Annotated in this window: 14 protein-coding genes and 1 riboswitch; of the genes, 10 read left to right on the forward strand and 4 right to left on the reverse strand. The window is 64.1% G+C overall.

The window, feature by feature from the left end; translation table 11 throughout:
- Genes B7Z76_RS04085 through B7Z76_RS04100 form a run of 4 tightly spaced genes read right to left on the reverse strand, consistent with a single transcriptional unit; the run spans nt 1 to nt 3500 of the window.
- Nucleotides 1-765 carry a DUF1989 domain-containing protein gene (locus B7Z76_RS04085; protein ID WP_291342306.1) on the reverse strand — a complete coding sequence of 255 codons (765 nt, stop codon included), beginning with the start codon at nt 763-765 and terminating at the stop codon, nt 1-3.
- 25 nt (nt 766-790) lie between these two features.
- Nucleotides 791-1588: an ABC transporter ATP-binding protein gene (locus B7Z76_RS04090; RefSeq protein ID WP_291342308.1), complete on the reverse strand. Its 798-nt coding sequence runs from the start codon at nt 1586-1588 to the stop codon at nt 791-793.
- Nucleotides 1585-2403 (reverse strand): ABC transporter permease, encoded by an 819-nt coding sequence (locus B7Z76_RS04095; protein ID WP_291342310.1) that lies wholly within the window; start codon nt 2401-2403, stop codon nt 1585-1587. Before B7Z76_RS04095 ends, B7Z76_RS04090 begins: the two co-directional genes overlap by 4 nt.
- Before the next feature lie 8 nt (nt 2404-2411).
- The gene (locus B7Z76_RS04100; RefSeq protein ID WP_291342312.1) at nt 2412-3500 is read right to left on the reverse strand and encodes a putative urea ABC transporter substrate-binding protein; all 1089 of its coding nucleotides are present in this window, start codon (nt 3498-3500) and stop codon (nt 2412-2414) included.
- Nucleotides 3501-3581: 81 nt separating this feature from the next.
- A riboswitch (guanidine-I (ykkC/yxkD leader) is annotated at nt 3582-3692 on the reverse strand.
- A 259-nt stretch (nt 3693-3951) separates the two neighbouring features.
- Here B7Z76_RS04100 and B7Z76_RS04105 point away from each other — a divergent pair.
- The 10 genes from B7Z76_RS04105 (at nt 3952) to B7Z76_RS04150 (ending at nt 13270) form a co-directional block, all read left to right on the forward strand.
- Nucleotides 3952-4956, forward strand: coding sequence for a fatty acid desaturase (locus tag B7Z76_RS04105; RefSeq protein WP_291342314.1), 1005 nt, complete (start codon nt 3952-3954; stop codon nt 4954-4956).
- On the forward strand, nt 4953-5594 hold the full coding sequence (locus B7Z76_RS04110) for a cysteine hydrolase family protein (RefSeq protein ID WP_291342316.1): 642 nt from the start codon (nt 4953-4955) through the stop codon (nt 5592-5594). Before B7Z76_RS04105 ends, B7Z76_RS04110 begins: the two co-directional genes overlap by 4 nt.
- The gene (locus tag B7Z76_RS04115) at nt 5591-6367 is read left to right on the forward strand and encodes an N-acyl homoserine lactonase family protein (protein ID WP_174503379.1); all 777 of its coding nucleotides are present in this window, start codon (nt 5591-5593) and stop codon (nt 6365-6367) included. The genes B7Z76_RS04110 and B7Z76_RS04115 overlap by 4 nt, the downstream gene beginning before the upstream one ends.
- A complete protein-coding gene (locus tag B7Z76_RS04120; RefSeq protein WP_201712607.1) occupies nt 6364-7209 on the forward strand; it encodes an ABC transporter permease in 846 nt (281 codons plus the stop codon). Before B7Z76_RS04115 ends, B7Z76_RS04120 begins: the two co-directional genes overlap by 4 nt.
- Nucleotides 7206-8027 (forward strand): ABC transporter ATP-binding protein, encoded by an 822-nt coding sequence (locus tag B7Z76_RS04125; protein WP_174503380.1) that lies wholly within the window; start codon nt 7206-7208, stop codon nt 8025-8027. Before B7Z76_RS04120 ends, B7Z76_RS04125 begins: the two co-directional genes overlap by 4 nt.
- 32 nt (nt 8028-8059) lie before the next feature.
- Nucleotides 8060-9046: an ABC transporter substrate-binding protein gene (locus B7Z76_RS04130; RefSeq protein ID WP_174503381.1), complete on the forward strand. Its 987-nt coding sequence runs from the start codon at nt 8060-8062 to the stop codon at nt 9044-9046.
- A 340-nt stretch (nt 9047-9386) separates the two neighbouring features.
- Nucleotides 9387-10139, forward strand: a complete 753-nt coding sequence (locus B7Z76_RS04135) for a hypothetical protein (RefSeq protein ID WP_291342320.1) — start codon at nt 9387-9389, stop codon at nt 10137-10139.
- A gap of 64 nt (nt 10140-10203) precedes the next feature.
- Nucleotides 10204-10521, forward strand: coding sequence for a hypothetical protein (locus B7Z76_RS04140; protein ID WP_291342322.1), 318 nt, complete (start codon nt 10204-10206; stop codon nt 10519-10521).
- A gap of 637 nt (nt 10522-11158) precedes the next feature.
- Nucleotides 11159-11770, forward strand: a complete 612-nt coding sequence (locus tag B7Z76_RS04145) for a winged helix-turn-helix domain-containing protein (RefSeq protein ID WP_291342324.1) — start codon at nt 11159-11161, stop codon at nt 11768-11770.
- A gap of 123 nt (nt 11771-11893) precedes the next feature.
- Complete coding sequence (locus tag B7Z76_RS04150) at nt 11894-13270, forward strand: MFS transporter (protein WP_236656331.1); 1377 nt, start codon at nt 11894-11896, stop codon at nt 13268-13270.
- Nucleotides 13271-13310: the final 40 nt, after the last annotated feature.

A 13310-nucleotide genomic window follows, 5' to 3' on the forward strand; every position in this document is an offset into this window, starting at 1 on the left:
TCACGCGAAATAGCGGTCATTGTTCTCGAAGCCGCGCGCGGCTTCCTCCGTCGCGCACCGGCAGGGATCATCCGCACCCGGCGGTGCTGCGCGATACCGGACGATCCCGATCTCCCCGGTTGCCTCCTGCAATGTCGCCAATGGATGCGGCGTGTTTGACAGCGCGACCAGCAGATTCATCTCCGCCCGCAACGTCACGAACGCCCCCGGTGGCGGCGCGCCGACCAGCGCCGGAAGCCCCGCCGCATCCACCCGCATCTTCGCAAACAGCGTCAGGCACGGCCCGACATCCCGCCGCCCGAGACCGAACTTCGCCGCAGCACTGCGCAGGTTGTCGCGGCCGTTCCGCGCCCCGCCCGCCGTCTGCGGCGTCGATGGCCCGAGGATCGGGTCATGCCCCGCCCCGCTATCCGCGATCACCGCGGCCATCACCCGCCCCATGTCGGAAAACAGCACCCGTCCGCCGCCGATCAGCGTCGTCCATTGCAGCTTCGCCGTGTCCCCGGCATTGAACCGTTCCGAAACATCGTCGGCATTCCACAGGAAAACCGAAGCCCCCGGCGTGCCGTGCGGGTTCTCGACATGCAGCGCCTCGCCCCGCCGCAGCCGGAGTGCCACGTACCACCCCGGCGGAATCACCTCCCGCGCGATCACGTCGCCAGCGCCGATCGCCGGCTTCACGCCGAAATCCGGCATCGCGCCCGCCTTCGCCCGGGCCCCCGCCTGCAACGCCTCGTAGCGCGCGCGATACTGCGCGGGCGTCATCGTATCGAGATGATCCATCATTCCCTCACATGATGTTAGCGAGGCCGTCCTCGCGGGCGATCGTTCCGGCCGTGGGGTCGTCCCCCGGCCCGTTGCGCGGCGTCCGACGCCGCACGGGAATGTCATGGGTGATCCGCGCGCCCCGCGCCGGATCGTCCGGCTCCGGCCGCTCGAACACCAGCACCCGCGTGCCCAGCCGGAACGCCTCGCTGATATCGTGCGTCACCATCACCACCGTCATCCGCGTCTCCTCCCAGAGGCGGCGCATCAGCCCGTGAATATCCGCCCGCGTGCCGGGATCGAGCGCGCTGAACGGCTCATCCAGCAGCAGCACGCGCGGCTTCAGGATCAGCGCCTGCGCCAGCGCCAGCCGCTGCTGCATCCCGCCCGACAGCTGCGCCGGATAGAGCGATGCCGCATGCGCAAGCCCGACCTCCTCCAGCAGCGCGCGCGCCTGCACCTCCGCCCGCCGCCGTGCCGCGCCGAACAGCCGCCCGAGCAGCGGCGCCGCCGCGATCTCCAGCGGCAGCACCACGTTGCCGAGCACGCTCAGATGCGGAAACACCGAATAGCGCTGGAACACCACGCCCCGATCCGCCATCGGCTCGCCCGGCAGTGGTGCCCCCGCCAGCCGGATCGAACCGTGGCTCGGCGTCTCCTCGCTCATCAGCATGCGCAGGAACGTCGTCTTGCCGCACCCGGTCGGCCCGACGATCGTCACGAAGCTTCCCTCTGCGATCCGCAGGTTGATCCGCTCCAGCACGATCCGCCCGCCATAGACCTGGCCGACATCGCGCACCTCGATCAGGCTTGTCCCGCTCACGAGCGCGCCGCCCCGGCGAACCACGGGAACGCCCTGGCCTGCAAAAGCCGCAGCGCCGCATCCGAGATCACCGCCAGCAGCGTGATCCACACGACATAGGGAATGATGATGTCCATCGCGAAATAGCGCCGCACCAGGAAAATCCGGTAGCCGAGCCCGTCCTGTGCCGCGATCGCCTCGGCCGAGATCAGATACAGCCAGGCCGGCCCGAGCGAGAGCCGCAGGCTGTCGATGAGTCGCGGCAGCATCTGCGGCACCACCACCCGGAGCGCGATCTGCCAGGACGACGCCCCCAGCGTCTGCGCCTTGATCAACTGCGCGCGCGGCAGTTCCTCCACCCGCAGCACGAGGTCGCGCACGATATAGGGCGCCGTGCCGATCACGATCAGCGCCACCTTCGCCGTCTCGCCGATCCCGGCGATGATGAACAGGATCGGCAGCACCGCGAGCGGCGGCACCATCGAGAAGGCGGTGATGAAAGGCAGCAGCAGCTTGCGAAGATACGGCACCATGCCGACGAGAATGCCTGATGCGAAGCTGATCGCGGTGGCGATCGCGAGCCCGGACAAGATCCGCCGCAGGCTCGCCAGCGTATCGGCGAGCAGCGGATACTGCCCGGTCGCCATGTCGCGGGTGAGCGCCATCTCCCGCATCCCGGAAGCCATCTGCGCCAGCGTCGGCAGCACCTTGTCGGATGGATTGACCTCGTGCTGCATCGTCGAGGCGACGACATAGCCGAGCCCGACCAGCACGAACGGCAGCAGCATCAGCACGCGCCCGCTGCCGGGCCTGGGATGACGGTTGATGACGCGCATCGCCCGGCTCAGAGCGTCTTCGCCGCCGCCATCCGCATGAAATCCGACGTGTAGCGAAACTTGACGTTCTTCTTGTCGCCAAGGATCTTTCCATCCGGAAACGCGATCCCCACCACGTTGGGCGAGGTCGCCCCCTGGCCCATCAGCCCGTGGCTGAACAGGAAGGTGCGCACATATTCCATCGTCTTCACCAGCTCCGCCGAGCCGGTGAACGATGCCGCCCCGGCCGGATCGGCGAAGAGATGCGTGGTCTTGAGCTGCGCCTCGAACCCCTTGAGATCGGTGCCCGAAAGCTTCGCCATCGCCATCCGCGCTGCCTTGCCCTCGGCAGTGTCCGACAGCATGATCCCCAGCGTTTCATACCACGCCCCGGTCAGCGCCTTGGCGAATTCCGGATGCGCCTTCAGCACGTCGGTCCGCACGATGCACAGGTCGAGAATCTCGCCCGGAATCTGCGCCGAGGTGAACACCTCGTGCGCATCGGCGTTCTTCATGATCTCCTGCACGATCGGATTCCACGTCACCACCGCGGTCACCGCCTTCGTCATCCAGGCTGCCGCCATGTCAGCGTCGGAGGTGTTGACGATCCGCACATCCCGCTCGCTCATGTGGTGCTTTTCCAGCCCCCGGTCGAACAGGTATTGCGACACCGAATACTGAACGAGGTTCACCTTCTGCCCCTTCAGGTCGGTGAACTTCATCTTGTCCTTGAGAATCACGGCATCGTTGCCGTTGGAGTAATCCCCGGTGATAATCGAGGTCGAATCCACCCCGCCCACCGCCGGCACCGCCAGCGTGTCCATGTTGGTGATCGTCAGCGCGTCGAACGCGCCGGCGGTATACTGGTTGATCGAGGTCGGATAATCCGCGACCTCGATCACCTCGATCTCGATCCCGTACTTGTCCGCCCATTTCTTCACGATCCCCTTGTCCGCCGCCCAGGGCCAGGGCATCCAGCCGACATAGATCGTCCAGGCCAGCTTGAATTTTTTCGGCCCTCCGGCTCGCGCCACCGGCAGGCCCGGCAGCACCGCCGCCGTGGCTGCCGCCGTCGCCGCCCCGGCGCCCGCCTTGATGAATTGCTTGCGTGTCAGCATCGGTTTTCTCCTCACCGTCGATCGCATCGATCGGCGCGAGGGGGCGAACGGAGAAACCGATGCGCACCCACGCACCAAAGTCTCTCCCGGGCTTTTGTCCCGCCGTGGACCGCGCGGATGTCTCCCGCGCGGCTGAAGCTCTCGGACCAGCGCCGGATTTTCGATCCGGCCGGAACCCTAGCTCGGTTTCTGCTCCTGCAACTGGCGTGCCAACGTAGGGGCCATCGCGGCAATGCCGTCGGCAGACGCAACTCCCGACGCACCCTCGGCGCCCATACGCCTCATTTGAGTATAAAATAGACTATAATAGACTATCTTATAATCAGATAGATTATATTTTATTCTCTATCGTTTTACAAAGCTGAAAATACGTGCATTTTTCGGGCAAAAAGGGCAGGCCGCGTGATGGCACAAAGTTTGCGATGCTCACGGCGCATGTCGGGAGTACGCCATGAAGTCGCGCATTTTTCGCTATCCGGACGGCATCCTGCCGAATCTCTTCGCCCTGGCCTATGCCGTGCTGGGCTGGCTGGCCGGGATCGTCCTGATCGCCGCCGCCCCGCCGCAAGGCAAGATCTGCGGAATCCTGCTGATCGCCCATGCGCTGGCGATCGGCGCCTATCTCATTCACGAATGCCAGCACGGCACGATCTTCGCGACCGCGCGCGCCAATGACCGCCTCGGCGCCGCACTTGCCTGGATGTCGGGGGCGTGCATCGCGCCCTATGCCGGGCTGAAGGAAAAGCACCTCCGCCACCATGCCGATCGGATGGACGTCGTCAGTTTCGACTATCGGGCGGAACTGGCTGCCGGCCCGGCCTGGTTGCGCCGCGCCGTGCTCGCACTGGAATGGGCCTATGTCCCCGCCGTCGAGCTTCTCATGCGCGCCTTCATGGTCCGCAGCCGGTGGCGCGCCGGCCCGGCGGCACGCCGCGCGCTGGCGGGCGTGCTCGCGCTGCGCCTCGCCGCCTTCGCCGGCCTCGCCGCGGTCTCGCCCTGGGCCGTGCCCTGCTACGCGATTGCCTACTGCATCTTCCTCCATATCCTGCGGTTCCAGGATGCGTTCCAGCACACGTTCGATCTCTACCACACGGCCGATTACGCGCCCGCGCCGCACGATCCGGTGCGCGACCGCGCCTATGAACAGGCCAACACCTATTCCGATGTCGTCAGCGCCGATCATCCGCTGCTGAACCTGCTTGTTCTCAACTTCGCCTATCACAACGCGCATCATGCCCGCCCGGCCGAACCCTGGTACCGGCTGGCGCGGCTGCACCTCAACCTCTTCGCCGATGACAGGGCCCAGGTCCTGCCGGTGCGCGCACTCCTCGCCAGCTATCATCGCCATCGCGTCACCCGTGTCCTCGCGCCGGATTGCGGCTTGGTGGCGCCGGAGGGCGACCGGGCCGGATCCTTCATCGGCGCCGTCGGCGTCTCCTTCCTCACCGCCGCATGAGCGCGCGCGCCGCCCTGCTGATCATCGACATGCAGCGCGATTTCTGTATGGCCGGCGGCTATGCCGATCGCGCCGGGCTCGACATCGCGCGCCTTGCCGGGCCGATCGCCCCCATCGCGCGCCTCGCCACGGCGTTTCGCGCGGCCGGTCTGCCGGTCATCTACACCCGCGAGGGCCATCGCCCCGATCTTGCCGATTGCGCGCCGGCCAAGCAGGCGCGCGCCCGCGCGGCGGGAGCGCCGATCGGCTCGCGCGGTCCGCTCGGCCGCGCCCTGATCCGCGGCGAATACGGGCATGACATCGTCGACGATCTCGCCCCGCACCTTGATGACATCATCGTCGACAAGCCGGGCTATTCCGCCTTTCACGCGACCGATCTCGATCACACGCTGCGTGCGCTCGGCATCGGGCGCCTCGTGCTGAGCGGTGTGACGACGGAGGTCTGCGTCCACTCCACGCTGCGTTCCGCGATCGATCGCGGCTATGACTGCGTGACCGTCGCCGATGCCACCGCCTGCGACGATCCCGCCCTGCACGCCGCCGTTCTCGGCCTGATCGCCAACGAATGCGGCATATTCGGAAGTGTCGCCGATACCGACACGGTCTGCGCCATGGTCTGCGCGAAGGTGCCCGCATGACATCCGTCCGCACCTTCCGCCCGCTGCTCACCGGCACCTACAGCTACGACAAGTCGATCTCGACGCGCGGCCGCGGCGCCGGCACGCTGATCGAAGCGCCGATCCTCGCCTACCTGATCGAGACCACGCAGGGCCGCATCCTCTACGATGTCGGCTGCGACTACCGCAAGATCGACGATCCGGCACTGCGCGCGCGCTTCTACGGCGACCTGCCGTTCCCACCCCCCGCCATGCCGGACGATCACCGCCTGCCCGCCCGCCTCGGCGCCCTCGGCCTCGACCCGCGCGACATCGACCTAGTCTTTCTCGGCCACCTGCATTTCGATCATGCCGGCGGGCTGCACGATTTTCCCCACGCCGAGATCCATGTCCATGAGGACGAACTCGCCGGCGCCGCCGAGCCCGGCGCGCGCGGCTATTTCCCCGACGATTTCGCCGGCGCCTGGCGCTGGCGCCCCCGCCGCGGCGAATACGATCTCGCCCCCGGCGTCACCGCGATCGAGACGCCGGGTCACACGGCAGGGCATATGTCGATGCTGGTCGAGCTGCCGAAGGGCGCGCCGATCCTGCTCTGCGGCGATGCCGCCGATCTCGTCGAAAATCTCGACGAGGAAATAGCCCCCGGCCTGTGCTGGCAGGAGAACGAGGCGATGGCGGTGGCTTCGATCCGCGCGCTGAAATCCCGCGCCTGCGGCTGCGGTGCGACCCTCTGGCCGAATCACGACCTCGCCTTCTTCCGCGACCATGACTGCTTTCCGGGATTTTTCGAATGAGCGAGCGCATGGAAGCCGGCACCAAGGTGCGGCCCGCCCGCCTCGCGACCGGATCGCCGCACCCCAGCATCTGGCAGATCCGCACCAGGCTCGACCGGGGGCGCTATCTCACCCTCGCCACATCGAGCTTCGCCGCCCTGCTCATGGCCTGGTGGGCCATCACCGCCAGCGGCGCGGTCAACCCGATGTTCCTGCCCTCGCCCGCCGGCGTGATCGACGCGCTGGTGGCATGGTATCGCGACGGCACGCTGCTCGACGATATCGGCATCTCGCTCTGGCGCGTGTCCGCCGGCTTCGCGCTCTCGGCGGTGATGGCGGTGCCGCTCGGGCTCTATGTCGGCGCCTACCAGCCGGTGCGCGCGCTGTTCGAGCCGATCATGGAATTCGCGCGCTATCTGCCCGCCGTCGCCTTCGTGCCCCTGGTGCTGCTCTGGTTCGGCCTCGGCGAGACCGCGAAGATCATGCTGATCTGGATCGGCACCTTCTTCCAGATGGTGCTGATGATCGCCGAGGATGCGAGCCGCGTGCCGATGGCGCAGATCGAGGCGGCGCGCACGCTCGGCGCCAGCAACCACGAAATCCTCAACCTCGTCCTGCTGCGCTCGGCGCTGCCGGCGATGTTCGACACGCTGCGGATGACGCTCGGCTTCGCCTGGACCTATCTCGTCGTCGCCGAGCTGATCGCCGCGAATTCCGGCCTCGGCTTCGCGATCCTGCGCGCCCAGCGCTTCATGCAGACCGACCGGATTTTCGTCGGCATCATCCTGATCGGGCTGATCGGCCTGGTCACCGACCAGGCGGTGCGGCGTTTGCAAAAGCGCCTGTTCCCGTGGCGCGCATGACCGCGTCCGTCGTTCTCCAGGGTGTCACCAAGGTCTTCCCCGGCGGGTTCGCCGCGCTCTCGCCGATCGACCTCGCGATCGACCCGGGCAGCTTCGTCGCCATCGTCGGCGCCTCCGGCTGCGGCAAGTCGACGCTGCTGCGCATCATCGCCGGGCTCGAGTCCCGCAGTGCCGGGCGCGTCCTCGTCGATGGCGCGCCGGTCGAAGGTCCGGGCCGCGACCGGACGATGGTGTTCCAGGATTACAGCCTCTACCCCTGGCTCACGGTGATGCAGAACATCCGCTTCTGCCGCGCGCTGCGGGCGCACCGCAGCGAGGATGGCCGCCACGCGGAGGCCGAGGCCGAGCGCCGCAGCGTGGCACTCCTCAACCTGATGGGCCTCGCCCGCGTCGAACACGCCTGGCCGAGCCAGCTCTCGGGCGGCATGCGCCAGCGCGTCGCCATCGCCCGCGCGCTGATGGCGAAACCCCAGGTCCTGCTGATGGACGAACCCTTCGGCGCGCTCGACGCGCAAACCCGCGAGGTCATGCACGATCTCATCCTGCACGTGAAATCCGCCGAGAAGCGCACCATCATCTTCGTCACCCACGATGTCGAGGAGGCGGTCTACCTCGCCGACCGCGTCATCGTCCTCGCACCGCATCCCGGCCGGATCGACACGATCGAGACCATCCCCTTCGCCGCCCGCACGCGCGACCTGCGGCTCGACCCGCACTTCCTCGCCCTGCGCCAGCGCATCACCGAACGCATCCGCGCCACCGCCGGCATGGGCGGCGACCCCGACGGGCTCAGCGCCCTCGCCGCACCGGTCGCATGAAGCGGGATATCCCACAACAAAAGGAGGCTCTCTTGAAACGGATCTTCAGCCGTCTGCTCCTCGCATCCGCGATCGGCGTTGCAAGTGCCGCACCGCTCACCCCCGCCCGCGCCGCCGGCACCACGGTCAGCTTCGGCCTCAGCTCGTGGATCGGCTTCGCCCCGCTCTTCGTCGCCTCGGCGAAGCACTTCTTCGGCGACTACCCGATCCGCTTCGTCCACATGGACAGCGGGATCAACGCCGCCCTGATCTCCGGCGCGATCGATACCGCCGACATCTCGATGAACGAGGCGATCAACGACCGGGTGAAGGGCTTCCCGGTCAAGATCGTCATGCCGATCGACTATTCCGCCGGCGCTGACGCGATCGTGGCGAAGGATACGGTCAGGACCGTGGCCGACCTGCGCGGCAAGACCGTTCCGCTCGACACCGCCTCCTATTCCGAACTCCTGCTCTCCCATGCGCTGCACGGCGCGAAGCTCTCGCTCGCCGACGTGAAGCAGACCGACATGCCGGCCTCGGACATCCCCGCCGCCCTGCTCGGCGGCCATGCCGAAGCCGGGGTGACCTGGGCGCCGAACATCTCGATGATCACGGCGCACAAAGGCTTCCACGTGCTCTACACCTCGGCCGACGCACCCGGCCTGATCACCGACAATTTCGCGGCCAGGACCAGCTTCCTCAAGGCGCATCCCGGCGCGATGCCGGCGATCATCAAGGGATTCCTCGAAGGCTCGGCCTATATCCGGACCCACCCCGCCGCCTCCTACCGCATCATCGGCAAGGCGCTCGGCATCTCCCCGGCGGAGGCGAAGTCGCAATATGCAGGGGTGGTCAACCCCTCGCTGCGGCAGATGAAAGCCATGATGACCGGCGCGGGAGGCGAGACGATCATCCCCTACAAGCAGAACATCGCGATGGTGCGCGCGCTGATGATATCGCAGAAGCAGCTCGCCCCGTCGCAGACCATCGCCTGGGCCAGCCTGCTCGATCCGGCCTATGTCAGCGCCATGAAATAACCCGCGGCGCAGCTTCACCTCGAACGACCTCGCGCACGCGGTCGGCCCCAGGCCGGCCGCGTTTGTGCACCGCCGCCGGCATCCTGCCGCCGGGACAGTCATCCGGTATCGGCGCCCCAGGCGCCGCATGTTATTCGATCTGTCGAGCCATACCACGAAACCCCGGTTCTTAACTGCGAGGCGCTTCACTGCCAGATGCTTCACCGTATGGCTTTCTGCATGCGACGAAGCTACTGTCCCGACAGCTCGGGTTTTTCGCTGTTAGAGCACGACATCCGCCCGGATGATGCCCTCATCAGAGACTCCCTGAAACCTTGGGCCAATTTTCAACAATGATTCCGTGCGGTGCATTGTGGAACAAAATCGATCGCGTCGTGCAGCGGTATACGCTGCCTGGGGCCAGAAATTTGTCGAGGAAGCGGTGGTCAGTGCCAGGACGGCGCGTCGGTTCGGATTGGACCGAATCCTGATTACCAGCCCAGATTCTTCAAGGTTTCTCGATTGCGAAGATTTTACCGAAATCATCTATCACGATTTCAAATTGCAAGGACAATTGGCAAAAACCGAAATTTTTGCACTTCTCCCGGATTGCTACTCGAGTTTTGTATTCCTCGACACCGATACGCAAATCTTATTGGATATCAGCCAGGCATTCGAACGAGCCGAGCAGCATGGCATCGCTGCCGCGCAGGCCGCACATTATTCACTTGAGCATTTTTGGGGATTTGGATCGCATCTGGACAAAATCGGCTTCAGATCCAACGAATTATTACAGTATAATACCGGCGTGATATTCTTTTCCAGGCAACCAAAAGCGTGGCAGGTTCTGGAAAAATGGCACGAACTTTGTACCGAGGTGAAGGATGACGTCTCAGCCTGGGGCGATCAGCCATATCTGACGCTCGCAATGGAGTTGCTTCAGTTCAACCCGTACACGCTGTCGATCGCCTACAATTACAGGAATTTCGGCGAAATTGTCAGCGGGAAGATACGCATCTGGCATAGCCGGATCGCTCCTCCGGCGGATGTGAATACATTTGCCGATCCGTGGCCACCGCGACGGTTCAGAGACAGTCAGCGATTGGGTGTATAGAGCATCGCCCGATCAGATAGAGTCATCTGACCGGGCAACGATGCCTCGGCCTCAACCCGGCGCGATGCCGGCGATCATCAAGGGATTCCTCGAAGGCTCGCCCTATATCCGGCCCCATCCCACTGCCTCCTGCCGCATCATCGGCAAGGCGCTCGGCATCTCCCCGGCGGACGCGAAGGCGCGATATGCCGGGGTGGGCAACCCCTCGCTGCGGCGGATCATAGCCATGATGACCGGCGCGGGAGGCGAGACGATCATCCCCTCCAAGCAGAACATCGCGATGGTGCGCGCGCTGATGATATCGCAGAAGCAGCTCGCCCCGTCGCTGCGCATCGCCTGGGCCAGCCTGGTCGGTCCGGCCTATGTCAACCCGCTGAGATAACGCGGGGCGCCGCCGCGCCATTGATGACTCCCCCCACGCGGTCGGCCCCATACCGGCCGCGTTTTTGCGTCGCCGGATTGCGGTCGCACAGACGTCCGCCGACCGCGACTCTCGATCCCGCTGCGGCTCGGGGCCGATGGCAGAAGTATAAATTTTAAGAATGATGCCGGATGTATCCACATAAACAGAATGAATATTAATACAAAACATATTCTTCGATATCGAAATAAAAACTTTTTTGATTTTAACAATCACAAAATTGTATAGTTTATAAAATATTAACAAAATAATCAGCAAAACATTTTTGCGTTGAAGAATAATTAAATTCACGATTTAGTCTTGAAAATAAAAAATTTATATTGATTTAGAACGATCATACCGATACGAAATCATCCAAAGAAACGAACTCTGATAAACCTTAAGGAAAGAAACGACTATGTCTGTCCATATCGGTCAAAACGACAAAATTCATACCCGAAATGAGTTATCTTTTACAATTATCTACACGCATAATACAAATAATGATCAGATAATTCAACAATTAAATGGTCTTAACATAAATTTTTTACCGTACGAAGATGATTATTTTGACGACCATATTTTCATAAGCGACCCTTCAGAAATGTATATATTTTACATGAAGGATCTTGATATCGGCCTCCTGTCGCGAATTGTCGAAGTCAAGAGAATGACCGCCAAGCCGATTGTCGTCATATCCGACGAACATGACAGTACGTTGGAGGTTTCAGTTCTTAGACTCGGCGCCGATGATTACTGGAGTGCCATCAATTCAAAAGAAATATTCCGGATCAGGACCGAGAAATTTCTACAGCAATTCAGGAGAAAATATTACCAAGCATTTTCCCGGAGCGGAGCAATAATTCGAAAAAGCCAAACACTAAATGCAGACAAAAAGTGGCATGATTTCTTTACACCCTACGAATTTCTTGCACTCACAACGCTTATCGAAAACCAGGGTGAAATCATTCCTCGAGATGAGCTGTCTCTCCTTGTGAGAGGGCGAACCTCGACCAACAACGAAGCCTCGCGCGACCGCTCTGCCGACAACCTGCTGTCGCGGATCCGCAGCAAGCTGAAGCGGCTCGGCGTCTACAAGAACGACATCAAATGCTTCAACGGCGTCGGCTATGCGTTCATCGGCGACAGGGACGAACTCGTGACCGCGCTTGACGCCCGGTTCGCGGACAGCACCTCCCCGACGCCGGACAGCGGCGCCGCACGCCCCTGAGGAGATGCCCCGCAAGGCCGGGTCCACGCCCGGCCTGCGGCACCCTTTCATCAATCTTTCCCGCGAAGTCCACAAAGCTGTCATGCGATTCGTCTAGACGACTCCCAAACTCAACGGGAGAACATGACCATGGCGACCAGTTTTTCCTCGCTCGACGAGGAGCGCTTCAAGTCGTTCCACTGGCGGGCGATCGTGACAACCGGCCTCGGCGTCTTCTGCGACGGGTACGATCTCTCCTCGATCGGCATCGTCCTGCCGCTGGTGCTCGGCTCGTTCGGAATCGCGAAAATGGGCGGGCTCGAAGCCGCCATGCTCGCCGCCTCCGCCCTGGTGGGAGCGGCGGTCGGCGCGCTGATCTTCGGCCTGCTCGGCCAGAACGGCCGCAAGCGCTTCTATGGTCTCGACGTGCTGCTGATGGGCGTCATGGCCGTGGCCCAGGCCTTCGCCCCCGACCTCACCTGGCTGATCGCGATCCGCTTCGTGCTCGGCATCGGCATCGGCGCCGACTACGTTCTCTCGCCGACCATCATGGCCGAACACGCCAACCGCGCCGATCGCGGCCGCTCCATCGGCGTCGGCTTCGCGGTGATGTGGCCGCTTGGCGCCTTCGTCGCCGGCCTGCTCAACCTGCTGCTCGCCGGGCTCGGCGTGTCGCACGACCTGCAATGGCGCCTCGTTCTCGCCGCCGGCGCGATCCCGGCCTTTTCGGTGCTCTATCTGCGCCGCGCGATGCCGGAAACCGCCCGCTACCTCGCCCGCCTCGCCGCCGACCCGGGCGCTGCGGTCGATGTCATCCGCCAGATCAGCGGGCAGACCGTCCGCGCCCCCAAGGCGGACAGCCGCCCCTTCGGCCAGGTCTTCGCCGCCCATGCGCAGGTGATCCTCTCGGCCGCCCTGCTCTGGCTGGTGTTCGACATCGTGATCTATTCCGGCATCCTGTTCGGCCCCTCGCTGATCGCCAAGAGCCTGGGCATGGGACCGATCGAGTTCAGCCTGGTGATGCAGGCGGTGTTCGGCATCCCGAGCGCGCTGTTCTACGCCTTCCGCGTTCTCGACCGGGTCGGCCGCAAGCCGCTGCAAGTCTGGGGCTTCGTCGGCGCCGCGGCCATGCTGGTGCTGTTCGCCGTGCTGAAGCAGAACCTCGCCACGCTGCCGCTGCTCGGCCTGATCGTCTACGGGCTCTACACGGTCGCGATCAACGGTCCGGCAACGGTAAGCGGCGCCGGCATCCTCGGCGTCGAACTCAGCCCGACCCGGGTGCGCACCTTCGGCCAGGCGATCACCGTCATCGGCGGGCGCACCGGCGCGTCGATCAGCGCCTTCCTGTTCCCGCTGCTGTTCACCCGCTTGGGCGAGGTCGGCGTGATCGCCCTGCTCGCGATCGTCTCCCTCCTCGGCGCGGTCCTCACCCGGATTCTGGTGCCGGAAACCGCCGGCATCTCCCTCGAAGAGATCAACAACGACGATCTCGACGCGGTGGCGACCCCGCAAACCGCCTGACCCATCGGGGCGCGCCGGAATTCCACCGGCGCGCCTTTTC

It is taken from the genome of Acidiphilium sp. 20-67-58, from assembly GCF_002255515.1.
GTDB lineage: Bacteria > Pseudomonadota > Alphaproteobacteria > Acetobacterales > Acetobacteraceae > Acidiphilium.

What these genes read in the sequence shown, in the direction of transcription:
- B7Z76_RS04085 (WP_291342306.1), bottom strand. Translation starts at nt 765, where the DNA reads ATGACGCCCGCGCAGTATCGCGCGCGCTACGAGGCGTTGCAGGCGGGG.
- B7Z76_RS04095 (WP_291342310.1), bottom strand. Translation starts at nt 2,403, where the DNA reads ATGCGCGTCATCAACCGTCATCCCAGGCCCGGCAGCGGGCGCGTGCTG.
- B7Z76_RS04100 (WP_291342312.1), bottom strand. Translation starts at nt 3,500, where the DNA reads ATGCTGACACGCAAGCAATTCATCAAGGCGGGCGCCGGGGCGGCGACG.
- B7Z76_RS04105 (WP_291342314.1), top strand. Translation starts at nt 3,952, where the DNA reads ATGAAGTCGCGCATTTTTCGCTATCCGGACGGCATCCTGCCGAATCTC.
- B7Z76_RS04110 (WP_291342316.1), top strand. Translation starts at nt 4,953, where the DNA reads ATGAGCGCGCGCGCCGCCCTGCTGATCATCGACATGCAGCGCGATTTC.
- B7Z76_RS04115 (WP_174503379.1), top strand. Translation starts at nt 5,591, where the DNA reads ATGACATCCGTCCGCACCTTCCGCCCGCTGCTCACCGGCACCTACAGC.
- B7Z76_RS04120 (WP_201712607.1), top strand. Translation starts at nt 6,364, where the DNA reads ATGAGCGAGCGCATGGAAGCCGGCACCAAGGTGCGGCCCGCCCGCCTC.
- B7Z76_RS04125 (WP_174503380.1), top strand. Translation starts at nt 7,206, where the DNA reads ATGACCGCGTCCGTCGTTCTCCAGGGTGTCACCAAGGTCTTCCCCGGC.
- B7Z76_RS04140 (WP_291342322.1), top strand. Translation starts at nt 10,204, where the DNA reads ATGCCGGCGATCATCAAGGGATTCCTCGAAGGCTCGCCCTATATCCGG.
- B7Z76_RS04145 (WP_291342324.1), top strand. Translation starts at nt 11,159, where the DNA reads ATGAAGGATCTTGATATCGGCCTCCTGTCGCGAATTGTCGAAGTCAAG.
- B7Z76_RS04150 (WP_236656331.1), top strand. Translation starts at nt 11,894, where the DNA reads ATGACCATGGCGACCAGTTTTTCCTCGCTCGACGAGGAGCGCTTCAAG.